20 protein-coding genes are annotated in these 21,791 nt (G+C 59.0%); 11 read left to right on the top strand and 9 right to left on the bottom strand.

Features of this window, described 5'->3' with window-relative positions:
* From phnK to phnF, 6 genes are read right to left on the bottom strand one after another with little or no spacing between them, the layout of a single operon-like run.
* The gene (gene phnK / locus ACL2XF_RS18250) at positions 1-789 is read right to left on the bottom strand and encodes a phosphonate C-P lyase system protein PhnK (RefSeq protein ID WP_413727295.1); all 789 of its coding nucleotides are present in this window, start codon (positions 787-789) and stop codon (positions 1-3) included.
* Positions 786-1,646 (bottom strand): alpha-D-ribose 1-methylphosphonate 5-phosphate C-P-lyase PhnJ, encoded by an 861-nt coding sequence (locus tag ACL2XF_RS18245; protein ID WP_410012441.1) that lies wholly within the window; start codon positions 1,644-1,646, stop codon positions 786-788. Before ACL2XF_RS18245 ends, phnK begins: the two co-directional genes overlap by 4 nt.
* Positions 1,639-2,739 carry a carbon-phosphorus lyase complex subunit PhnI gene (locus ACL2XF_RS18240; protein WP_410012440.1) on the bottom strand — a complete coding sequence of 367 codons (1,101 nt, stop codon included), beginning with the start codon at positions 2,737-2,739 and terminating at the stop codon, positions 1,639-1,641. Before ACL2XF_RS18240 ends, ACL2XF_RS18245 begins: the two co-directional genes overlap by 8 nt.
* On the bottom strand, positions 2,739-3,320 hold the full coding sequence (gene phnH / locus ACL2XF_RS18235) for a phosphonate C-P lyase system protein PhnH (protein ID WP_413721958.1): 582 nt from the start codon (positions 3,318-3,320) through the stop codon (positions 2,739-2,741). Before phnH ends, ACL2XF_RS18240 begins: the two co-directional genes overlap by 1 nt.
* A complete protein-coding gene (gene phnG / locus ACL2XF_RS18230) occupies positions 3,320-3,766 on the bottom strand; it encodes a phosphonate C-P lyase system protein PhnG (RefSeq protein ID WP_410012438.1) in 447 nt (148 codons plus the stop codon). The genes phnH and phnG overlap by 1 nt, the downstream gene beginning before the upstream one ends.
* On the bottom strand, positions 3,767-4,492 hold the full coding sequence (gene phnF / locus ACL2XF_RS18225; protein ID WP_413723531.1) for a phosphonate metabolism transcriptional regulator PhnF: 726 nt from the start codon (positions 4,490-4,492) through the stop codon (positions 3,767-3,769). It abuts the gene before it with no gap.
* A 395-nt stretch (positions 4,493-4,887) separates the two neighbouring features.
* Here phnF and phnC point away from each other — a divergent pair, with 395 nt between their 5' ends.
* The 4 genes from phnC to phnE (ACL2XF_RS18205) all read left to right on the top strand — a co-directional run bounded on the left by phnC (position 4,888) and on the right by phnE (ACL2XF_RS18205) (position 8,578).
* The gene (gene phnC / locus ACL2XF_RS18220) at positions 4,888-5,721 is read left to right on the top strand and encodes a phosphonate ABC transporter ATP-binding protein (RefSeq protein WP_413721959.1); all 834 of its coding nucleotides are present in this window, start codon (positions 4,888-4,890) and stop codon (positions 5,719-5,721) included.
* A gap of 91 nt (positions 5,722-5,812) precedes the next feature.
* Positions 5,813-6,745 carry a phosphonate ABC transporter substrate-binding protein gene (phnD, locus tag ACL2XF_RS18215; RefSeq protein WP_410012436.1) on the top strand — a complete coding sequence of 311 codons (933 nt, stop codon included), beginning with the start codon at positions 5,813-5,815 and terminating at the stop codon, positions 6,743-6,745.
* A 64-nt stretch (positions 6,746-6,809) separates the two neighbouring features.
* Entirely contained in the window at positions 6,810-7,673 is an 864-nt protein-coding gene (gene phnE, locus ACL2XF_RS18210; protein WP_410012435.1) for a phosphonate ABC transporter, permease protein PhnE, read from the top strand.
* Positions 7,673-8,578 (top strand): phosphonate ABC transporter, permease protein PhnE, encoded by a 906-nt coding sequence (gene phnE / locus ACL2XF_RS18205; protein ID WP_410012434.1) that lies wholly within the window; start codon positions 7,673-7,675, stop codon positions 8,576-8,578. The genes phnE (ACL2XF_RS18210) and phnE (ACL2XF_RS18205) overlap by 1 nt, the downstream gene beginning before the upstream one ends.
* A 29-nt stretch (positions 8,579-8,607) precedes the next feature.
* Here the strand turns inward: phnE (ACL2XF_RS18205) and ACL2XF_RS18200 are convergent, their stop codons facing one another.
* Entirely contained in the window at positions 8,608-9,363 is a 756-nt protein-coding gene (locus ACL2XF_RS18200; RefSeq protein WP_413727294.1) for an SDR family NAD(P)-dependent oxidoreductase, read from the bottom strand.
* Positions 9,364-9,497: 134 nt separating this feature from the next.
* Between ACL2XF_RS18200 and ACL2XF_RS18195 the strand changes: the two genes are divergently transcribed.
* From ACL2XF_RS18195 to ACL2XF_RS18175, 5 genes are all read left to right on the top strand, one after another.
* On the top strand, positions 9,498-10,382 hold the full coding sequence (locus ACL2XF_RS18195; RefSeq protein WP_413727293.1) for an AraC family transcriptional regulator: 885 nt from the start codon (positions 9,498-9,500) through the stop codon (positions 10,380-10,382).
* A gap of 138 nt (positions 10,383-10,520) precedes the next feature.
* Positions 10,521-11,006 (top strand): Hsp20 family protein, encoded by a 486-nt coding sequence (locus ACL2XF_RS18190; protein ID WP_410012431.1) that lies wholly within the window; start codon positions 10,521-10,523, stop codon positions 11,004-11,006.
* Between the two features lie 224 nt (positions 11,007-11,230).
* Positions 11,231-11,563, top strand: coding sequence for a FlxA-like family protein (locus tag ACL2XF_RS18185; RefSeq protein WP_410012430.1), 333 nt, complete (start codon positions 11,231-11,233; stop codon positions 11,561-11,563).
* 274 nt (positions 11,564-11,837) lie between these two features.
* A complete protein-coding gene (locus ACL2XF_RS18180) occupies positions 11,838-12,728 on the top strand; it encodes an aldo/keto reductase (RefSeq protein ID WP_410012429.1) in 891 nt (296 codons plus the stop codon).
* An 805-nt stretch (positions 12,729-13,533) separates the two neighbouring features.
* The gene (locus ACL2XF_RS18175) at positions 13,534-14,211 is read left to right on the top strand and encodes a RibD family protein (RefSeq protein WP_410012428.1); all 678 of its coding nucleotides are present in this window, start codon (positions 13,534-13,536) and stop codon (positions 14,209-14,211) included.
* Between the two features lie 58 nt (positions 14,212-14,269).
* On the opposite strand, the gene ACL2XF_RS18170 is transcribed toward ACL2XF_RS18175, so the two are convergent.
* Positions 14,270-15,712 carry an amidohydrolase family protein gene (locus tag ACL2XF_RS18170; RefSeq protein WP_413727291.1) on the bottom strand — a complete coding sequence of 481 codons (1,443 nt, stop codon included), beginning with the start codon at positions 15,710-15,712 and terminating at the stop codon, positions 14,270-14,272.
* Between the two features lie 935 nt (positions 15,713-16,647).
* Between ACL2XF_RS18170 and ACL2XF_RS18165 the strand changes: the two genes are divergently transcribed.
* Both ACL2XF_RS18165 and ACL2XF_RS18160 read left to right on the top strand, forming a co-directional pair.
* Positions 16,648-17,847, top strand: a complete 1,200-nt coding sequence (locus tag ACL2XF_RS18165) for a serine hydrolase domain-containing protein (RefSeq protein ID WP_413727290.1) — start codon at positions 16,648-16,650, stop codon at positions 17,845-17,847.
* Between the two features lie 136 nt (positions 17,848-17,983).
* Positions 17,984-19,609 (top strand): alpha,alpha-phosphotrehalase, encoded by a 1,626-nt coding sequence (locus tag ACL2XF_RS18160; protein ID WP_413727289.1) that lies wholly within the window; start codon positions 17,984-17,986, stop codon positions 19,607-19,609.
* On the opposite strand, the gene ACL2XF_RS18155 is transcribed toward ACL2XF_RS18160, so the two are convergent.
* Entirely contained in the window at positions 19,599-21,653 is a 2,055-nt protein-coding gene (locus ACL2XF_RS18155; protein WP_413727288.1) for a TIM-barrel domain-containing protein, read from the bottom strand. The two genes, ACL2XF_RS18160 and ACL2XF_RS18155, sit on opposite strands and share 11 nt — an antisense overlap.
* Positions 21,654-21,791: the final 138 nt, after the last annotated feature.

Below are 21,791 nucleotides of genomic sequence, written 5' to 3'. Positions count from 1 at the left end.
TCAGGATAAGACCGACGAGACCAGGAGCTGGGTGTAGGGATGATGGGGATCGTCCAGTACCCGATCGGTGAGTCCGCTCTCCACCACCCGTCCTTCCTTCATCACCAGCAGCCGATGGGCCAGCAGGCGCGCCACGCCGAGATCGTGCGTGACGATCACCGCCGCCAGCTGCATCTCGACCACCAGCCCGCGCAGCAGATCCAGCAGCCTGGCCTGCACCGACACATCCAGTCCGCCGGTGGGCTCATCCATAAACACCAGCCGCGGCCGGGTGACCAGGTTGCGGGCGATCTGCAGCCGCTGCTGCATGCCGCCGGAAAACGTGGTGGGCAAATCATCAATGCGCGCCGCCGGGATTTCCACATCCTCCAGCCAGTGGGCGGCCTGTTGCCGGATCTCGCCATAATGGCGCTGGCCGACGGCCATCAGGCGCTCGCCGATATTGCCGCCGGCGGAGACGCGCGGGCGCAGTCCGTCGAGGGGATGCTGGTGCACCACGCCCCATTCGGTGCGCAGCAGGCGGCGGCGGTCGCTTTCCGCCATGGCGTACAGGTCGCGCCCCGGACCGGTGGCCGGACAATAGGTTATCCTGCCCTCCTGCGGCGTGAGCCGCGCGGAAATGGCTTTCAGCAGCGTGGTTTTGCCCGATCCGGACTCGCCGACAATGCCGACCACCTCGCCTGGATAGATATCGAACGAGACGTCGCTGAAGCCTTTTCCCGGCGCGTAGAGATGCGTGAGGCGCTCAACCGACAGCAGCGGCGTCGGGGAAAACGATGCGGAGGTCATACGGGATTCCCCTGTGGCTGTTGCGCCAGCTGCTGCTGGCAAAAATCGGTATCGGAGCAGATAAACATGCGATTGCCCGCGTCGTCGAGCACCACCTCGTCCAGGTAGCTGGCGCGGGATCCGCACAGCGCGCAGGGCTGCTCCCAGCGCTGCACGCTAAAGGGATGGTCATCGAAATCCAGGCTCTTGACCTTGGTAAAGGGCGGCAGGGCGTAGATGCGTTTTTCACGGCCGGCGCCGAACAGCTGCAGCGCCGGCATCATATGCATTTTGGGATTATCGAACTTGGGGATCGGCGAGGGATCCATGACATAGCGATCGTTCACCTTTACCGGATAAGCGTAGGTTGTGGCGATATGGCCGTAACGGGCGATATCTTCGTACAGCTTGACCTGCATGACGCCGTATTCTTCCAGGGCGTGCATTTTACGGGTTTCGGTTTCCCGCGGTTCGATAAAGCGCAGCGGCTCGGGGATCGGCACCTGGTAAATCAGGATCTGGTCCGCCGCCAGGGGCGTTTCCGGGATACGGTGGCGGGTCTGGATAAGCGTGGCCTGGGTCGTGCGCCCGGTGGTGGCGACGCCCGCCACCCGCTGGAAAAAGCGGCGGATCGACACCGCGTTGGTGGTATCGTCCGCGCCCTGGTCAATCACCTTCAGCACATCGTTGCGGCCGATAATGCTGGCGGTGAGCTGGACCCCGCCGGTGCCCCAGCCGTAGGGCATCGGCATTTCACGCCCGCCGAACGGCACCTGGTAGCCCGGAATGGCCACCGCCTTGAGAATGGCGCGGCGGATCATGCGTTTGGTTTGTTCGTCGAGATAGCCCGGATTATAGCCGGCCAATGTCTCACTCATGGGGGTTCTCCGATCCGGTGCCGGCGCCGTGGACAAATTCCTGGCGCAGGCGTTTAAGCAATTCCAGTTCAGCCTGGAAATCGACGTAGTGCGGCAGCTTGAGATGGGAAACAAATCCCGCCGCCTCCACATTATCGGCATGGGCCAGCACGAACTCCTCGTCCTGGGCCGGGCTATCGACCTGCTCGCCGTACTCGCCGCATTGCAGCGCGCGATCGACCAGCGCCATGGACATCGCCTTGCGCTCGGCGCGGCCGAATACGAGCCCGTAGCCGCGGGTAAAATGCGGCGGCCGGTCCGCGGGGTCGACAAAGCCGTTGACCATTTCACATTCCGTCAGCAGGATTTCGCCGATATCAATGGCAAAACCCAGCTCTTCCGGCACGACGGTGACCGTCGCGTAGCCGCTGCGGATCTCGCCGGCAAACGGATGGGTGCGGCCGTAACCGCGCTGGCCGGAGTAACTTAGCGCCAGCAGAAAACCCTCGTCGCCGCGTACCAGCTGCTGCAGGCGGGCGGAGCGCGAGCTGGGATAGGTGGGCGGACGGCGGGTGATATCGTCCGGTTCCGCGCCGTCGTCGTGTTCGCCGGGAGCCAGCTGCTGCTGGCCGAGCAGGCTGAACACATGGGCGCATTCATCGGGCAGCGCGGCGTCGGCGCGCGGCGCGGCCGGCACCGGCGCGCCCTCCGCCAGCAGGGCGAAGTCCAGCAGCCGGTGGGTATAGTCATAGGTCGGCCCGAGCACCTGTCCGCCGGGCAGATCTTTATAAACCGCCGAAATGCGGCGCTCCAGGCGCATTTTTTCCGTGGCGACCGGTTCGCTCACCGCCAGGCGCGGCAAGGTGGTGCGATAAGCCCGCAGCAGGAAGATGGCCTCGACCAGATCGCCGCTGGCCTGTTTTATCGCCAGCGACGCCAGTTGCCGATCGTAGATGCCGCCTTCGGTCATGACCCGATCCACCGCCAGGCCGAGCTGTTGATCGATCTGCCCGCAGCCGATCGCCGGGATCGCGTCGTCGCCGCGACGCAGATGTTCCTGTAGTTGATGGGCGGCATCAATCGCCTTTTCCCCGCCTTTCACCGCAACATACATCAGCACACCTCCACATGGGTGGTCCTGGGAATAGCCATCAGGCCGTCTTCGCAGGCCAGCAGGAAATCAAGGCCAAGCGGGAAACGCTGTGGCCGGTTGACCAGATAATCCAGCAGCGGCGCCGGCAGCGCCGGGGCCGCCCGGCGCGGATGCTCTATGCCCGGGCCGCTCAGGCGCAGCGGTACGCCATCGTCCAGGCTGTCGATTTGCACTACCACCATGGCGCCGAGCTCGGGCGAAATTTCAGTGCCGTGCGCCAGCGCCTGGAGCTGCGCGGCGCTAAGCCGGTTATCGAATACGGCAAGGCTTGCGAGCGCCGGACGTGCGGCCAGCGGCGCGCCGGTATGGAAACGCAGGTTGTTGATAACGGCGTCGCTGCCCAATGCCGGGCAGATGGCGAGCGGCGTTTCCCCATCGGCCAGCGTCAGCAGTACGCCGGTGGCGGCCTTGCCGAGCGGATGCCACCCGTCCTTTACCGGCAGGGTCACCCGGGAGCCGGGTTCGCTCAGGGCTTTGAGGATCAGGCGAAAAGCCTGCTGGGACTGGTGCACCGGTTGGGTAAATCCTGGCAGCAGCGTCATCAGTTATCCCCCCGCACCAGGGTAAAGAAGTCCACGCGGCTGGCGGCGATTTCACGCGCCCGTAATTGGTGTTGCTCTTGCCGCCGGGCGGACAGGGGCTCGATTAATTGCCGATGCAGGCGTTCATGATGCTCCGCCCGTTGCAGCATGGCATCCGCCAGGGCGCACAGCTCGGCATGGGCTTTATCGCGACCGGCCACGTAGCTGTAGCCATAGGTGCCGCTGCCAAGGCGGACCACGGCCCGCGTTACCGTCATGTCGCCCAGGACAAAACGGCGTCCTGTGGCGCCCATGCGCGCGACAAGCTGGGTAAGCCCGGTTTCCGGCGCGCGGATAATGTCAAACGGGACGTTAAGATCCAGGGTCTGCCAGCCGGCCCGCACTTCCGCGGCGGGGGAGGACGCCAGTACCGACATCCAGCGCTGTCTTTGCTGTAAGGTAAACATTCAGTGCTCCATCGTCAGTTCAATCATATCGGCGCGCGCCAGGGTAAAGGAGTATTCCGCTATCCGGTCGCTGTCGCCGCGGGTATTGAGCGTGCGCACGCAGAGCAGCGGGATTTGATGGGCCGCCTCCAGAAGCTGGCTTTCCTTGGTCTGGGCCCGCCGCGCGCTGATGCGCGTTTGCCTGCGCACCAGCTTCTCGCCCAGGCGCGTAGTGATAAACTCATGTAGCGAACCGCTGGCGAACTGCTGCAGTTCGGGCCACCACTCCAGGTCCGGCAGATAGTGGTCGATAACGCTGAGCGGCACGCCGTTGACCCGGCGCAGCGTGCGTAAATGAATCACGGTTGCGCCGGCCTGGCACGACAGCGCGTCCGCCACCGGCACGCTGCACGGTCGCAGCACCGCCAGCAGCAGTTCGCTGGTGGGGTGGCTGCCCTGATCCAGCAGGTTCTGGCTGAAATGCGCCTGGGCATGCAGCGGATAGTCATAGGGCCGCATCAACACCAGGATGCCGATACCGTGCCGACGCTGCAGCCAGCCGCGATCCACCAGTTGATCCACCGCGCGCCTCAGGGTGTGGCGGTTAACCTGATAGCGCTGCGCCAGGCGCTGCTCCGACGGCAAATATTCGCCGCTGCGGTACTGCGTGCGCAGCTCCTGCTCCAGCTGCGCGGCGATATGCTGATAAAGCGTGGGATAACTGGTCGGATGTCTAGATAACTGCATCATAATAAAAATCTCCACGGGGCGGCGGACAGCGGGTATGCAATAACGGGATGGCGCGGTGTGGCGGCATAACATACGGCAACGCTTCCGTTACGACATTGCATAGCATGATGGCGGCGCAAGATGACAGTGCGGTTAAAATAAGATGACATCGGAATGAATACTTGCCATTCACTGTTTTTATAAAAGAAGAAACGTCTGCAGCTATTTGAATTAAAGAGATAAAAAGATATTGCTCATGCGACGGGAATATATTTTTTGGGGCAATAGGCTGATGAATGACTTAATCCGGGGCAGCGTCATCTGAGCATCATAATAATATCATCCTGCTGTCATATATTAATCCGTTAATAGCAATCCATAGTGGTTTGGTAGACTTATTCCGGAGCAAACTTATGGCACAGGCACTGTTGCAGTTGGCGCAGCCCGAGGATCCCGTACTGCTGGCGCTGGAACAAAAAAAGGTCTTGGCGGTCAGGGGATTGAATAAGCATTTTAATCCACAAAATAAGGTATTGCAGGACATTAACTTTGACCTGTACGCCGGTGAATTTGTCGCGATCATCGGCCGTTCCGGCGCGGGGAAATCCACCCTGCTGCATATCCTCAACGGCTCATTGCCCGCCTCCGGCGGCGAAATCCTGCATTACGCGCAAGACGGCGGCATGCTGGATATCGCCAGTCTGCCCGCGCGCCAGATGCGGCGATGGCGGGCGCAGTGCGGCATGATTTTCCAGGATTTTTGCCTGGTGCCGCGCCTGGATGTCATTACCAACGTTCTGCTGGGACGATTAAGCCAGACATCGACGTTAAAATCCCTGTTTAAAATATTCGACGATAACGATCGCGCCAGGGCGATCGAACTCCTGCAATGGCTGAATATGCTGCCCCACGCCCTGCAACGGGCGGAGCATCTGTCGGGCGGGCAAATGCAGCGGGTGGCCATTTGCCGCGCGCTGATGCAAAACCCGAAAATAATGCTGGCGGACGAGCCGGTGGCTTCTCTCGATCCCAAAAATACCCACCGTATTATGGGTGCGCTGAAGAACGTGGCCGAAAATAATATTTCCGTTTTGATAAACCTGCATTCCGTTGAATTAGTAAAAGAATATTGCACGCGAGTAATAGGTATTTCCCAGGGACGGATTGTTTATGACGGACATCCCGATCTGCTGGATGAGCACGTCTTGCAGATATTATATGGCGATGAAATTGCCCAGGTTCATTGATAAGCAGATCAGCCTCCGTTAATAGAGCGGGCGGGTTGGATTAACCCACACTTTTTGCCATTTTATTCATTGACTCACAAAGGCTATTTTAATGAAAAAGACATGTTCCCTGATAACCTTGCTGGCCGGTGCCTTCATGACATTGAATGCCGGTGCGGCCGATGCCCCGAAAGAACTTAACCTGGGTATTCTCGGCGGGCAGAACGCGACGCAGCAGATTGGCGACAATATGTGCGTAAAGGATTTTCTGGATAAAAAATTAAATGTCGATACCAAGCTGCGCAACTCCTCCGATTATTCCGGCGTCATTCAGGGGTTATTGGGCGAGAAGGTGGATATGGTATTGAGCATGTCGCCGTCGTCCTTTGCCTCGGTGTATATCGCCAATCCCAACGCGGTCGATCTGGCGGGCATCGTGGTGGACGATACCGATCAGTCAAGGGGCTATCATTCTGTAGTGGTAGTCAAGGCCGACAGCCCGTATCAAAAGCTGGAAGATCTGAAAGGTAAATCCTTTGGTTACGCCGACCAGGATTCCACCTCGGGTTATCTGATCCCGGATCATGTGTTCAAGAAGCAATTTGGCGGCAATATTGATAATAAATACAATAACTTTTTCTCAAGCGTTACTTTTTCCGGCGGTCATGAGCAGGATATTCTGGGCGTGCTGAACGGCCAGTTCGAAGGGGCGGTAACCTGGGCGTCGATGGTGGGCGATTACGATAAGGGTTACAACACCGGCGCCTTTGTGCGCCTGATTAAGGCGGACCATCCCGATTTGATGAAACAAATCCGCATTATCTGGCAATCGCCGTTAATTCCCAATGGCCCGATATTAGTACGCCACTCCCTGCCGGCGGATTTTAAAGCCAAACTGGTCGACGCTATCGAGCAGTTGGATAAGCAAGACCACTCATGCTTTATCAAGGCGGTTGGCGGCAAACAGCATATCGCCCCCACGTCCCTGAAGGAATTCCAGGATATTATCGACCTGAAACGCGAGCTGGTGAAAGGCAATCGCTAAGGCGCGGTAGGGTTGTTAACCCCCGCTGGCCGCCAGTTGGCGGCCGGCTCTGAAACGATGGCCTATGAATACTGATTTCAACCACTATTATCATCAGGTCCGGCGCAAACATAAACGCGACTCGCTGCTATGGTCGGGGGCGCTGGTGGTGCTGTATCTTGGCGCCGGCAATATCGCCGAATTCAACCTGTACGCGGTTTGGGTCGCCATTCCCCACTTTTTCGACTATCTGGCGCAAACCATTCCTGTCCTGCATTGGCGGGTATTGTTCGCCGATCGCCATACCCTGGGCTCGCTGCCTTACTGGGGCTACCGGCTGCCTATCCAGCTGCCGCTGATTTGGGATACCGTGCAGCTGGCGCTGGCTTCGACGATATTATCGGTGCTGGTCGCCAGCGTACTGGCGTTTCTGGCGGCTAATAATACCCGCAGTCCCGCACCGCTGCGCTTCGCGCTGCGTACGCTGGTGGCGTTTTTGCGCACCATGCCGGAGCTGGCCTGGGCGGTGATGTTTGTGATGGCGTTCGGCATCGGCGCGTTCCCCGGGTTCCTGACGCTGGCGGTACATACCGTCGGCAGCCTGACCAAACTGTTTTATGAAGCCATTGAGTCGGCTTCGGACAAACCCGTGCGCGGGCTGTCCGCCTGCGGCGCGGGGACATTACAGCGCATGCGCTTCGGCCTGTGGCCGCAGGTGAAGCCGATCTTCCTGTCCTACAGCTTTATGCGCCTGGAAATCAATTTCCGCCTGTCGACCATTCTGGGGCTGGTGGGGGCGGGAGGCATCGGCCAGGAGCTGATGACCAATATTAAACTCGATCAGTACGATCAGGTCAGCATGACGCTGCTGCTGATCATCCTGGTGGTGGCGCTGCTGGATTATATTTCCGGCAGGCTGCGCAAATGGGTCGTGGAGGGGAGGGGCTGATGCCGACCACAACATTGTCACCGCAGGCGCTGGCGGAATCCAGGCGGCGGCACAAAGATATCTTCGCCCGGCAAAACCGCTACCTGCGCCGGCTGGGCCTGCTGACCGCCGCCGTCGCGCTGTATTATGTTTATTTTTTTTCGGCGTTCGGCCTGCCGTGGCCGCGTTTCCTGCTCGGTTGCCAGCAAATCGGCCATTACATGGCGCGCATGCTGGTTTGGCATGATGTGGCCCACTGGCCGTTTGCCTATTACCTCGGGCAGATCTTCCTCACCATCGCCATTGTCTGGGTCGGCACCCTTACCGCCACCCTGATTGCCTTGCCCCTGTCTTTCCTGGCGGCGCGCAACGTGATGTCCACGCCGGCGCTGCGGCCTATCGCCCTTGTGGTCCGCCACACGTTTGATATTTTCCGCGGTATCGATATGGCTATCTGGGGAATGGTGTTCGTGCGCGCCGTCGGCATGGGGCCGCTGGCCGGGGTGATGGCGATTATCGTGCAGGATGTCGGCCTGCTCGGCAAGCTGTACGCCGAAGGCCATGAGGCGGTGGATAAATCGCCCGGCCGCGGCCTGAGCGCGGTGGGCGCCAACTACGTGCAAAAACAGCGCTTCGGCATCTATACGCAATCGTTTCCCGCCTTCCTGGCGCTCAGCCTGTACCAGATTGAGTCCAATACCCGCTCCGCCGCGGTGCTGGGCTTTGTCGGCGCGGGCGGGGTAGGGCTGGTTTACGCTGAAAATATGCGCCTGTGGAATTGGGATGTGGTGATGTTTATTACCCTGGTGCTGGTGGTAATTGTGATGGTCATGGATAAGATTTCGTCCCTGCTGCGCAAGAAATACATTACCGGTAATGACATCCCCTTATTCCAGGCGCCGCGGATCGCCCGCGAGGTGAAATAACGGCGTCCGGCGGCGCACGGATATCCGCCTCAGATGCCTTGGCCGCCGGAGACCTCGATACGCTGGGCGTTAATCCAGCGGTTGTCTTCCGACAGCAGGCTGGCGATCATCGGTCCGATATCGTCGGGCAGGCCGGCGCGGCCGAGTGCGGTCATCGCGGCGAAAATCCTGTTGATCTCCGGATTGTCCCGCACCGCGCCGCCGCCGAAGTCGGTTTCGATGGCGCCCGGCGCCACCGTATTGACCGCAATCCCGCGGCTGCCCAGTTCCTTCGCCAGGTAGAGGCTTAACACCTCAACCGCCCCCTTTACCGCGGCATAAGCGGCGTAGCCGGGATACGATACCCGGGTCAGGCCCGAGGACAGGTTCACGATGCGTCCGCCGTCCGCCATGTGCGGCAGCAGCGCCTGGGTCAGGAAAAACACGCCTTTGAAATGGACGTTGACCAGGCTGTCGAACTGCGCCTCGGTCGTTTGTCCGATAGGTGCGTAATCACCATGGCCGGCATTATTGACCAGATGATCAAAGCTGTCGCGCCGCCAGGTTTCGCTCAGCGCCGCCTTCACCGCCGCGGCAAACGGCGCGAAGCCCGCGATATTGCCGGTATCGAGGGGCAGGGCGACCGCCTTGCGCCCCATGGCGTTGATGTCGGCGACGACGGATCGGGCGTCTTCGCCGCGGCTGCGGTAGGTGATGATCACATCCCCGCCGCGGCGGGCGATGGCTAAGGCGCTGCTGCGGCCGAGTCCGCGGCTGGCGCCGGTAACGATGGCGATGTTAGTCATGGGGCACTCCTCTTGATTGGGATGTCCATCATAAGCGGTCCGCCGTGCCTTCATCGTTGCCGAAACCTCGACGTTCTTTGCCTATTCCTCCAAACTGATTTGCCTGCCGGCCGGCGATCGGCTAGCATCTGCGCATGAATGATACCCTGCTTACTGCCGTGCGACGGTATGTCGAGGCTTACGCCGATCCCGCCGGACTTGCCCACACTCCCATCGCCGGGCTGACCACCATCCGCGCGACCGCGCCCAGCGGACTGGTTTACGATATCTCCCGTCCGCTGGTGTGCCTGGTGCTACAGGGAAGCAAGCAGGTGGCGATGGGAACCCGCGCGTTCTCGTTTCGCGCCGGCGACTCGCTGCTGATCACGGCGGATGTGCCGACGGTAAGCCAGGTTACCGGCGCGAGCAGCGACGCGCCCTACCTTTCGCTGGTGCTGGACCTGGATCTGGCGGTGATAGCGGAACTGACGGTGGAAATGCAGGCGGACCCGGCAGCCGCCGGGATCCCGGTGCATGCCCAGCCGACCGACGCCGAGGTCGCCGACGCCGCGCTGCGCCTGATGCGCCTGCTGGACCGCCCGGCGGCGGTGCCGGTGCTGCATGCGCAGCTGGTGCGCGAACTGCATTATTGGCTCCTGGCCGGCCGGCATGGCGCGGCCATTCGCCGCCTGGGCTGGCCGGACGGCCATTTCCGGCGCGTGGCGCGCGCCGTCGCCATCCTGCGCACCGGGTTCGCCCAGCCGCTGCGGGTCGATAGCCTGGCGCAGGCGGCCGGCATGAGCCCGTCATCATTCCATCATCACTTTCGCGCCGTCACTTCGCTTTCGCCGCTGCAGTTCCAAAAGCAGCTGCGCCTGATCGAGGCGCGCCGGTTATTGCGCGCGGAAGGTATGACGGCGGGCAGCGCCGCGTTTGCGGTGGGCTACGAAAGCGTATCGCAGTTTACGCGGGAATATAGCCGGATGTTCGGCCTGCCGCCGGGTAAGGACACACAGGCAGAAAGACGCGGGGCCCAGTGATTTAATTTGTGATCAATATCACAAAATTTCCCCTTGAAAGCCGTGGTAGCGCCCTTATTTAACTAGCGAAGGCAACAGATGATATTGCCTTCAGGTTTGAGCTTTTGAATGTGCAACTGATATTCAGGAGGTTTAACCATGGCACGCACAACATTATCCGTATTCCCAAGCTTTAACGATGCTATTTTCAGCGATCGGTTCGATCGCATCGACCGGCTGTTCAGCCAGCTCACCGGCGACACGCCGCTGTCCACGACGCCGTCTTATGATATACGCCGGCATGGCGACGACCGCTATGATTTAACCCTCAGCGTTCCCGGCTGGAAGGAAGACGAGCTGGACATCAGCGCCCAGGGCGGCACGCTGGTCATCAGCGGTAAACGCAAAGAAGAAAACACCGCTGAAGAACAAGACGGCTGGGTGCATCGCGGCATCAGCCGGACTGATTTCTCCCTGAGCTACCGGCTGCCGGAACATGTCAAGGTTGAAGGCGCCAATCTGGAAAATGGCCTGTTAACGGTGAATTTGCTGCAGGAAATACCGGAAACGGAAAAACCGCGAAAAATAGCGATTGGACAGCGCAACCAGGATGCGCCGAAAGCGCTGGAGCATGATGTGGCGTAACGGTGTTGTCCGCCCGGCCCTGAACCCCGGCTTTGACCGGGGTTCAGACTATTTGCCGCCGCTATGGGGCAAACAGCGTAAAGCGTAGCGCCCCCGTGCGCCGCTTTGCCTTTGTCATCGGGCTTTTTTTACGGTTTCTTTGCGCTTTCTTTGCAATGTGCGCGCTGAAGACGCCCGCAGGGTTGCCGATAACCTACCGGGTGCATAGAAAAAGGAGCCCTACCTTGTCCAATACCATCACATCCTCGGCGTCGGCCACATCGTCCGGGGGCGGCAGCGACGTCGCCGCGCAAATCAAGAATCTTACCCAGCAAATCACCAAATTGACCAAGCAACTGAAAACCGTCTCCCAGTCCAGCCTGACTGCCGACCTGAAACAGGAGCAGCAACAGCTTATCGAGGCGCAAATCAAAATGCTGGAAGCGCAAATTGCTCAACTGCGCCAGCAGCAGGCCGAAAAATCCGCCGGCACGCAAAAAACCGCCGCGACCGACGAGATTAAAGCCGATGGCGTCAATCGCGCCGCCGACGCCGATAAGGTCGACGTGTACATCTAAAGCCGCCGTCCGGCCGCCGGGGCGGGCCCGCTTACCACTCCGGCCTGTCCTGCACTATACTTTACCCTGGTTTGCCGGCCGGGGGGTGTTCCGTTCGGCAATAAAAAACCAATTGGTTCAAAAAATCTTGCTAAGCCCGAAGTGTCGCTATAAATTGAACCAATCGGTTCTAAATAGCCACGACGCTGTCGCCTTCGATTTTCATCACCATCCTGTCAGCGCCATAGCGGCACTTAGCGATATTCCAGACACCAACTCCATAAGGGGACCCATTATGAGCACGATTAACGCAGCGGCTTCAGGACAATTTACGCTAGGCGATATTACCATCAACCGGTTGGGTTTTGGCGCCATGCGCATCACCGGCAACGGCATCTGGGGCGAGCCGGAAGATCGGCAGGCCGCGCTGGATACCCTGCGGCGCCTGCCGGAGCTGGGTGTTAACTTTATCGATACCGCCGACAGTTACGGCCCGGACGTCAGCGAAAACCTGATTCGGGAAGCGCTGTATCCCTATGACGGGTTGCTTATCGCCACCAAGGGCGGCTTGACGCGTCACGGCCCGAATATCTGGCAGCCGGTGGGGCGTCCTGAATATCTGCGTCAGGCGGTTTTGATGAGCCTGCGCAAACTCAAGGTGGAGCAAATCGGGTTATGGCAATTGCACCGGGTGGACGCCAAGGTTCCCGAGGATGAACAGTTCGACGCCATTGCCCAGATGCAAAAAGAAGGGTTGATCCGCCACGTCGGGCTGAGCGAAGTCAACGTGCAGCAAATCAAAAACGCCCAGCGCTTTTTCCCGGTGGTCTCGGTGCAAAATATGTTTAATCTGGTGTCGCGCGGCCACGAAGCCGTGCTGGATTATTGTACTGACAACAATATCGGCTTTATCCCCTGGTTCCCGCTGGCCTCGGGCGAGCTGGCCAATCCCGGATCGATACTTGACACCCTGGCGAAGGAAAAAGGCTTTACTCCCGGGCAGATCGCGCTGGCATGGATATTAAAACGCAGCCCGGTCATGTTGCCCATCCCCGGCACCAGTAAGGTAAAACATCTGGAGGAAAACCTGGCGGCGACCCAGGTGCGCCTGACCGACGAGGAGTTTCGCCTGCTTGATGAGCTGGGCCGTAAAGCGCAGCCCTCCCGGGTGCCGGGCAGCAACTGATCCTTCAGGCTGAGGGAAAACCGGCTATCGTCATGATCCTGCGCCCGTCGCGGCGCAGGTTCCTGTCCCGCGCGCGGATTGCACGCTAAGAAATAAGCGGTCCTTATGTGATGCCGGGTTGATGTTATTAATTACAGTGTTGACATGACGATGGAAAGGGGTAGATTGATTATTAACGCAGGCGAAGGCAGTTTTGAAATACTTAATTAAGCCTGTGTTCCAGAAGATGATGCGATAAAGGCAGCGAAGTGGTAAAAATAGTCGTGATTTAAGGTTTGAGTTTGCCAAACGGCGGACGTCACGATGGTAAATAAGGCCACGTAATAAAGCTTTATCATCGCACAATGGGGTCTTAAATGTTAGCGCGATACAGTAAAGCCTTGTAGTTGAAGTGAATATTCGTGATTGTGGGTTTGTAGCCAAATGATTGAGAATATCACGGAGAAAGTAAGGTCTTGTAACAAAAGTATATATCGCGATGGGTGATGTGCTGTGTTAGTCGGTTGGCGTCTGGACTGATTAACCAATATAAGTGTCGGGAAGCTTTTATTCAGTAATATACCGGAGGATAGCTCGTTATAAATACTTGATGTTCCCGTATGAAAATGTACATCGTTAATGTGGTTTGTGTTAAAAAATTGAAGTATTGAATGTTAAATTTTAAATTCGTAGCACCCTGAAAGCCCTGACCTCACCGTCAGGGCTTTTTTCATGGTTTGCCGCCGCGCTGGCGGAGTATTGTCATAATATCCCCAGCCATGATCTACAATTACCTCAGGTTATGACTCCACCGGAGATGTCCATTATGAAACCTTATATCGTATGCCACATGATGTCGGCAGTGGACGGGCGCAGCCTGACGGATGGCTGGAACCTTGACTACGCCTCGGACTTGTATGAATCCACCGCCGCCACCTTTAAGGCCGATGGCTGGATTTGCGGCCGCGTGACCATGCAGGAAATATCCCACGGCACCGATTATCCCAAGAGGCTGGCGAGCACGCCGCTGCCCCGTACCCATTATTTCGCCAGGCGCGATGCCGAACAGTACGCCATATCCATCGATCCGCGGGGTCTGGTGGCCTGGAAAAGCAATACCGCCCTTAACTCACATGTGATTGAAGTGGTGACAAAACAGGTCCCGGACGATTTTCTGGCCTACCTGCGCTCCATTGAGGTGTCCTATGTGTTTGGCGGCGAACTGGAAATTGATTTGGCGGCGGTGGTTACGCTGCTGGCGGCCGAACTGGGCGTGACCAGGCTGATTGTCGAAGGCGGAGCCCATGTCAGCGGCGCTTTTGTCAACGCGGGCCTGGTGGATGAGGTCAGCGTGCTAATCCTGCCGCTGGTAGACGGACGTCCCGGGCGTCCCTCGTCGTTTGAAATTGCCCGCGAGGCTTGGAAAACGCCGAACTACCTGAAGCTCGCATCGGTGGAAAAAACCGATCACGATGGCGTTTGGCTGCGCTATACCAAAATTTAGCCTGGCCGGTAAACGGCCCAATCCACCCATTTACCGGCGGCGCAAAGACGGCCCGGTGCTATTTAGGCAAAATATCTTTATAGATATGGCCGTCTTTCATGATGATCACGAAATTCTTCCCCGGATCCTCGATAAGCTTGATATTTTCCAGCGGGTCGCCGTCCACCAGCAGCAGATCCGCCAGCGATCCTTCCTCCACCGTGCCGAGCCGGCCGGGATAGGGATTGATAAAACCGGATAATCCCATGAGCTCGCCGTTGTCGCCGGTGGCCATTTTCAGCGTTTCCGCCGGGGTAAACCAGCGTACCAGCTTGGCCAGCTGCGCGCCCTGGCGGCTGGCCACCCGCTGGTCGAACAGCGCGTCGGTGCCGAAAGCCGTCTTGATATGGTATTTACCGGCAAGCCGGTAGGCGTTGCCGGTGCCGGCAAACACCTGCTGGGCTTTTTGCCGGGATAGCTCCGTTGGCAGCGGCGAGGCATCCTCATCGTCGAGCAGCGGCTGGATGCTCAGCCAGATACCTTTGTCCGCCAGTAATTTGGCGGTGTCCTCGTCCATCAGCTGGCCATGCTCGATGTTTTTAACCCCGGCGTCCACCGCCTGGCGTATTGCCGCCGGGGTGTAGGCGTGCACCGTGACATAGGTGCCCCAGTTGGCCGCGGCCTCCACCGCCGCGCGAATTTCCGGCACGGTGTATTGTACCGATTCGAGGGGATTGTACTGCGAGGCCACGCCACCGCCGGCCATCAGCTTGATTTGGCTGGCGCCCTGCCTTAATTGTTCCCTGGCCCGCAGGCGGACTTCGTCGGGGCTGTCGGCGATGGCGGCAATGCCCGTGCGTTCAGAAAAGCTTAAGGGGCCGCCAGGCTGGCGGGGCAGCTCGAACATAAAGCGGAAGTCGCCATGGCCGGAGGTTTGCGAGATAAACGCGCCGGAGGGATAAATGCGCGGGCCTGTAATCAACCCTTCGTCGATGGCGCGCTTGAGGCCGAATACCGGACCGCCGAGGTCGCGCACCGTGGTAAAACCGCGCATCAAGGTGTCGCCGGCCTCGTGCGCCGCGCGCATCTGCAGATAGTCCGGACTGGCGGTCATCAGCATCATCTGCGGGGTTGCCGCCATAAACGCATGCCAGTGCGCGTCGATAAGCCCCGGCATCAGCACGCGCCCATTGCCGGCGATCACCTGGGCATGGTCGCCGTTGTCCACGGCGATGGGGTCGGCGGAGATGCGCGCAATGACGCCGTTCTTGACCAGAACGTTGGCCGGACCGGACAGGGCGGTGCTTTTACCGTCAAAGATGCGGACATCCTGGAATAAGGTCACCTCGTGATTGACCGGCGGCGGCGGGGCTTCTCCGGGAATGGCGAAATCGCCTTCATCCGCCAGGGCGGCAGACGAAAATAAACAGAGTATTCCCACCAGGAGCAGCCAGGGATATTTAGAGGTTTTGCCGTAACCTGGTGAAAGAGCGCCGGGCTGACTGTTATTTATTAAGCTCATAGTTATCGATCCTTAAGGATATTCTTGCGGGAACACGCCGCCGGCGGGTTAATAAAAACGCCATTACTCAATAAACTATGTCACGTCGCTGTATTCTGGTCGTCAATCATTTGCCGTATTTGAGATCGGGTGCGCATTAAAAATGGCGGCTTATTTTCCGTTATTAGATAGGTGAATAAATAATATTATTAAGTATGAACTTTGAGGGCCGCAAAAGAGTGTGTTAATACTTAACGTTGTTTTTTATTCCACCGGCATAACCATGATTGCCGCTGAATAAAAGCCATGTCCGCCGCGCCGCGCCGGCTTTTTGCCACCCTGGATATATAAGGCGCCGGTATGCAATGGCCTGGGATAGTCGTGGGTTAACCCGTTGATTATACTAGGCGGAGGATAAGTTTATACTGATGACATTAAATCATGAGATATTTTTATCTTATTTGGGATACCTTTCCGGCGGATTTAACAGGCCTGCTGATTTATTCGCCGGACGGCGGCCAGGGCAAAAGTCGCGACCGGACAGATTTTTTTAACCATCGCCTTTCACTGCCGCGCTGGTTGCGGCCTGGCCGGACCGCGGGATAAACAGCCGGCGTAAACCATTCAGGTCTATTTGGCGCAAATTCTGAAGGACCTTCTTAATTTTTCGTCTGCTTCTGGGCATTTTATTATTATGAAGGGAATTATTGCATTTAGTGACCTTTCCCCGTGCCGTATTATTCCCCGCCGGCGGCGCCCCGGGCCGCGCATAGCGCAATTACCGCCCTCACATTAATAAGCGCGCCAGGCGCTGAAAGAATGTCCGGACAGCTATTGCCACCGGAGCGGGCGGGTGGGACAATCGGCGCCCGCCGGCCAGGACGGTAAGCGCGGGCACGTATGAGACAAAATTATTTTTGGAAACAATGATAAAAAATTTAATTAAAATAGGATTAATGTTTTCAGGCACATTTGTCCTCTCCGCCTGCGCCACCCTGTCAAGCATGCCCATTGATAATTCGGCCGTCGAGGGCCTGCGCCTTGCCGGCCACGGCGATTTGCGCGCCCAGGTGGACAGCCTGGCGCTGCCCATGATCGCCGCCGGGCAATCGCCCGGCCTGGTGGTCGGCGTGCTGCGGCCCGACGGCGCCATGGCCACCTTTGGTTATGGCGTTACCGATAAGCGCGGGGGATACCCCGTCCGGGGCGATACGCTCTTTGCCGTCGGATCGGTGAGCAAGGGATTCCTTGCCGAGGTGACGGTCATTCTGGTTAATAAGGGCCTCTTGCGCTGGGATGAGACGCTGGAGACGCTATTACCGTCGACCGTGCCGCTCAGCCCGGACGCGCGCAATATTACCCTGCTGCAATTAGTCACCCATACTTCCGGCCTGCCAAGGCAAATGTTTTCCCTAGAGATATTAACTTCTTTCGTTCATTATTTATTTACCGGCGAGAATTTCTACTCTTCGCTGGATAATGACCGGCTGATGGATGCGCTGGCCGGTTTTCATCGTCCCGCCCGCCTGGAACCGCGCTATTCCAACCTGGGCTATGCCTTGCTGGATTATATCCTGCAGCGCCGCGGCGGAAAAAAAGTCACAGAGCTGCTGGCGGAAAATATTACCGGGCCGCTGGGCCTGGAGCATACCGGCTACGACGCCGGCTCATTGCCTGGTTATGCGCGCCGGGCCATCGGCCACGCGGGCGATCAACCCAAGTTTATCCGCCGCGGGCAGGCGGTGCCCGACTGGCATTTTTCATCGTATATGGTGGGCGCCGCCGGGCTGTACACCAATGCCGACGACCTGCTGCTGTATGCGCGCGCGCATCTGCGCCCCACCGGTTATCCCGCCTTGGACGCGGCGCTGCGGGACTCCCTTAGCGTACGTTATAGCCGTACGCGGGAAGCCGCGGCGCTGGGCTGGATCGTCGATGATCTCGGCGCGCAGAAAATTACCTACCAGGTCGGTTTTATCGGCGGCTATTCCAGCTATATCGGGCTGGACACGCGGCATAACATCGCGGTGGTGGTGCTGCAAAACAGCTTTAACTGGACCAATAATATCGGCCATCGGTTGCTGCAGCGCATGGGCGAGGCGGAGGATGAAAAGGCCCGCGCGTCGCAAACGCGGGCCGCGCCCCCGGCCCATTGACGCCAAAAACGGCGCCATGGCCGGCGCTGGCGACTTTCGCCGGCTTGGCATATACCTAACAGTATCGTGCTTAAACCAGCATCGCGTCGGCGCAGCCGGGAAGGAGGAGCCTCCCGGCGGATATTAAGGGTCTTTTATGAATCATGAGCATAAATGGTGGCATCGTTCCGTAGTCTATCAAATTTATCCCCGCAGTTTTTATGACGCCGACGGCGACGGTATCGGCGATCTGGCGGGCATTATCCGCAAACTGGATTACCTGGCGCTGCTGGGCGTGGGCGTCCTGTGGTTATGCCCGGTATACGCGTCGCCCAACGATGACAACGGCTATGACATTGCCGATTATTACCGCATCATGGACGAGTTCGGCACCATGGACGATATGGATCTGCTGATAGCCGAAGCCGGCAGGCGCGGCATGAAGATCATGATGGACGTGGTGGCTAACCATACCAGCGACGAGCACCGCTGGTTTTGCGAGGCGCGTACATCGCCGGATAATCCTTATCATGATTATTATATCTGGACCAAGCAACCCAACGATCTCATGTCGGTATTTGGCGGCAGCGCCTGGCAATATGAACCACGGCTCGATGAATATTACCTGCATCTGTTCTCGCGCAAACAGCCGGACCTGAACTGGGCTAATCCCCAGGTGCGCCGGGAAATCGTCGATGTGCTGACCTTCTGGCTGGAAAAAGGCGTGGGCGGCTTTCGCTTCGATGTCATCGATTTGATCGGCAAAATCCCTGAACAGCGCATCATCGCCAACGGTCCCCGGTTGCATGACTACGTGCTGGAACTCAATGAAGACGGCTTCGGTCAGTATGACGATATCCTGACCGTCGGCGAAGCCTGGGGAGCCACCCCGCAGACCGGGGTGCGCTGGAGCGATCCCGAGAGCCGGCAACTGAGCATGATCTTCCAGTTTGGCCACCTGACGCTGGATCAGGCCCGGGTCGGTGGCGAAAAATGGGATATCATCCCCTATGACCTGCGCGAGCTGAAAACCGTGTTAAGCCGCTGGCAGACCGAACTGTACGGCCGCGGCTGGAACAGCCTGTTCTGGAACAACCATGACCTGCCGCGGGCGGTGTCGCGGTTTGGCGATGACGGCCGGTATCGGGTTGAAAGCGCCAAAATGCTGGCCACGGTGTTGCACGGCATGGCGGGCACGCCCTATATCTACCAGGGCGAGGAGATCGGCATGACCAACGTGCGTTTTGCCGCTATCGCCGATTACCGCGATATCGAAACCCTGAACATGTACCGCGACCGCCTGGCGGCCGGGTACCGGCCCCAGGGCCTAATGGCGGCGATCTACGCCAAGAGCCGCGATAACGCCCGCACCCCCATGCAATGGGATACCAGCGAGCATGCCGGTTTCAGCGCCGGCACGCCGTGGATAAAGGTAAACCCCAACTATTGGGACATCAACGCCTTGTCGGCGGTGGAAGATAAGGACTCGGTATTCCATTATTACCGGCGGCTGGTGGCGCTGCGCAAGACGGCGGACTGGCTGGTCTACGGCAGTTATGAACTGCTGTTGCCCGACCACGGCCAGCTGTTTGCCTATTGCCGGCGGTATGAACGCGAGGAATATCTGGTGTTCGGCAATTTCAGCGGCCTTACGCTTACCGTCGACCCGGCGGAACTGCGCCTTAGCGCGCGATCGGTCCCGCTGCTCAATAACTATCCCGACCCGACCCCGTGGGAAAACGGCGTTATCCGCCCGTGGGAAACGGCCATTATCAAGCTGTAGCGCCCGCGTCGATATCCGCCTTGTTCCTGACAAACACCGGAATGGTGTCGATAGGGGTCGCCACCTCGATCCAGGCGCCGCCGGGGTGGGTCCGGCCGGTGAAAAAATCCCGCCAGCGCATACCCTGGGGCAGCGGCGGCAGATAGACGCGCCGGGATGCCATCCCCGCCTCCAGCACCGGCGCCACCAGGATATCCGGCCCGAACAGATACTGATCCTCGATTGACCAGCAGGGCTCATCCTGCGGAAAATCGTAAAACAGCGGGCGCATCACCGGCGTGCCTTTGTCATGGGCCGCCACCATCTGGCGCTGGATATAGGGCCGCAGACGCTCGCGGATATGCAGCCAGCGCGACAGAATGCGGTAATTCCGTTCGCCGAAGCTCCACAGCTCGTTTGCCGAGCCGCTGTTGCACTGTTCGACGCCGTCGCGGAACTTTTCCGGCGGATCGATTTGCGGCTCGCGGCAGCCGTGCAGGCGCATGACCGGGCAGAACACGCCCCACTGGAACCAGCGCACCAGCAGTTCTAGAAAGCCGGGGTCGCGGATGTCCCCGCCCTGGAAACCGCCGATATCCGTCGTCCACCAGGGGATGCCCGCCAGCCCCATATTCAACCCGGCGACCACCTGGATACGCAGTGAAGTGAATGAGGAATGCACGTCTCCCGACCAGGCGAGCGCGTCGAAGCGCTGGCTGCCGGCCCAGGCGCAGCGCACCAGGTTGACGATGCCGGTTTGCCCCTCCCGGCGCTGTCCGTCATACAGGCATTGGGTGAAGTTCTGCGGATAGACATTGCCGACTTCAAGCGCAGTGCCCATGGCATAACGATAATTATCGAAGTGGTAGGTGCGGTATTCCGGCTCCGCCATATCCAGCCAGAACAGGCGAATGCCGATATCGTAATAGTTTTTTTTGATTTTTTTCCAGACATACGCGCGCGCCTTGGGGTTGGTGGGATCAAAAAACGTGGTGCTGCCGCGCGAGTCGAGATTGATGGGCACCCCGCGGTCGGTGCGCACCAGCAATCCCTTGGTTTCCATATCGGCAAAACTGTCGGCCCGGCCGTCGACGGTCGGCCAGATAGAGACCATGAGCTCAATGCCCATGGCGCGCAGCTCGTCCACCATGCCCTTGGGGTCCGGCCAGTCGCGTTGATCAAAACACCAGGTACCCTGGATGGGCCAATGGAAGGAGTCGATCACCAACACCGATAGCGGCAGCCCGCGCCGCCGGTACTCCCGCGCCACCGCCAGTACTTCCTCCTGGGTACGGTAGCGCAGCTTCGATTGCCAAAAGCCGGTGGCGAATTCCGGCATCACCGAGACCGTGCCGGTGGCCCGGGCATAGTTTTCCTCGATGGCGGCCGGGCTGTCGCCGGCGGTAATCCAGTAATCCAGCCGGTCGGTGACCCGCGCGCGCCAGACCGTCTGGTTGGCGGCGAAATGGACTTCGCCCACCGCCGGATTGTTCCATAAAAAACCGTAGCCGAGGCTTGAAAGCATAAAGGGCACGCTGGACTGCGAATTGCGCTGGGCCAGCTCCAGCAGGCAGCCTTTGAGATCCAGCATGCCCTGCTGATATTGCCCCATGCCGTAGATTTTCTCGCCGCGCCGCGCTTCAAAAAACTGCGTCAGCTGATATTTGCCGCCGGGAATGGGATTGAACTCCCGCGCCTCGATTTCCAGCGGGCTGATATATTTGTCCTTATCGGTCTCGCCCGGTTCTATGCCGTCGGTGGTGCGCTGGCGCCACTGTTCGGCCAGCAGCAGCTCGCCGCGCTGGTTGTAGAACGCCAGCCGGCCGCGCTTATCGATTTCCGCCCTGATCTTGCCGTTAACCAGGGTCACCCGCCCATCGGTATGCGTGATGACCGGCCTGGATTTTTTTTTCACCGGCAGCAGCGCCCAATCCTGCTGCATATCCAGTTTGGCATAGTAGCTGACCCTGACCCGCAGGCTGTCTTCGCCCCAGGCCTCCATGATTAACTGCTGGCCGCTGGCGCGCCAGTACACCTTATTATTTCTGATGGCAAAGTTAGACATGCGCTACCCCGGTGACATCCATCCCCTGTTTACTATAGCAACCGCGACGGTAAATGCATGGGCGCGGCCGGGACCGGCACCGCTTTGCGCCCCGGGCGGGCGCGGGCGCCGATCCCGGCGTTCGATTTTTCCGAAACT

Origin of the sequence: Sodalis sp. RH19 (assembly GCF_047324215.1) — a bacterium.
Classification (GTDB): Bacteria; Pseudomonadota; Gammaproteobacteria; order Enterobacterales; family Enterobacteriaceae; genus Acerihabitans.
The sequence above is the reverse complement of the archived record's forward strand: the minus strand, read 5'-3'. Positions and strand labels throughout refer to the sequence as shown.

Bases quoted from the DNA above. Each gene is read 5' to 3' on its own strand.
- phnK (WP_413727295.1), bottom strand. From the start codon at position 789: ATGACCTCCGCATCGTTTTCCCCGACGCCGCTGCTGTCGGTTGAGCGC.
- ACL2XF_RS18245 (WP_410012441.1), bottom strand. From the start codon at position 1,646: ATGAGTGAGACATTGGCCGGCTATAATCCGGGCTATCTCGACGAACAA.
- ACL2XF_RS18240 (WP_410012440.1), bottom strand. From the start codon at position 2,739: ATGTATGTTGCGGTGAAAGGCGGGGAAAAGGCGATTGATGCCGCCCAT.
- phnH (WP_413721958.1), bottom strand. From the start codon at position 3,320: ATGACGCTGCTGCCAGGATTTACCCAACCGGTGCACCAGTCCCAGCAG.
- phnG (WP_410012438.1), bottom strand. From the start codon at position 3,766: ATGTTTACCTTACAGCAAAGACAGCGCTGGATGTCGGTACTGGCGTCC.
- phnF (WP_413723531.1), bottom strand. From the start codon at position 4,492: ATGCAGTTATCTAGACATCCGACCAGTTATCCCACGCTTTATCAGCAT.
- phnC (WP_413721959.1), top strand. From the start codon at position 4,888: ATGGCACAGGCACTGTTGCAGTTGGCGCAGCCCGAGGATCCCGTACTG.
- phnD (WP_410012436.1), top strand. From the start codon at position 5,813: ATGAAAAAGACATGTTCCCTGATAACCTTGCTGGCCGGTGCCTTCATG.
- phnE (WP_410012435.1), top strand. From the start codon at position 6,810: ATGAATACTGATTTCAACCACTATTATCATCAGGTCCGGCGCAAACAT.
- phnE (WP_410012434.1), top strand. From the start codon at position 7,673: ATGCCGACCACAACATTGTCACCGCAGGCGCTGGCGGAATCCAGGCGG.
- ACL2XF_RS18200 (WP_413727294.1), bottom strand. From the start codon at position 9,363: ATGACTAACATCGCCATCGTTACCGGCGCCAGCCGCGGACTCGGCCGC.
- ACL2XF_RS18195 (WP_413727293.1), top strand. From the start codon at position 9,498: ATGAATGATACCCTGCTTACTGCCGTGCGACGGTATGTCGAGGCTTAC.
- ACL2XF_RS18190 (WP_410012431.1), top strand. From the start codon at position 10,521: ATGGCACGCACAACATTATCCGTATTCCCAAGCTTTAACGATGCTATT.
- ACL2XF_RS18180 (WP_410012429.1), top strand. From the start codon at position 11,838: ATGAGCACGATTAACGCAGCGGCTTCAGGACAATTTACGCTAGGCGAT.
- ACL2XF_RS18175 (WP_410012428.1), top strand. From the start codon at position 13,534: ATGAAACCTTATATCGTATGCCACATGATGTCGGCAGTGGACGGGCGC.
- ACL2XF_RS18170 (WP_413727291.1), bottom strand. From the start codon at position 15,712: ATGAGCTTAATAAATAACAGTCAGCCCGGCGCTCTTTCACCAGGTTAC.
- ACL2XF_RS18165 (WP_413727290.1), top strand. From the start codon at position 16,648: ATGTTTTCAGGCACATTTGTCCTCTCCGCCTGCGCCACCCTGTCAAGC.
- ACL2XF_RS18160 (WP_413727289.1), top strand. From the start codon at position 17,984: ATGAATCATGAGCATAAATGGTGGCATCGTTCCGTAGTCTATCAAATT.
- ACL2XF_RS18155 (WP_413727288.1), bottom strand. From the start codon at position 21,653: ATGTCTAACTTTGCCATCAGAAATAATAAGGTGTACTGGCGCGCCAGC.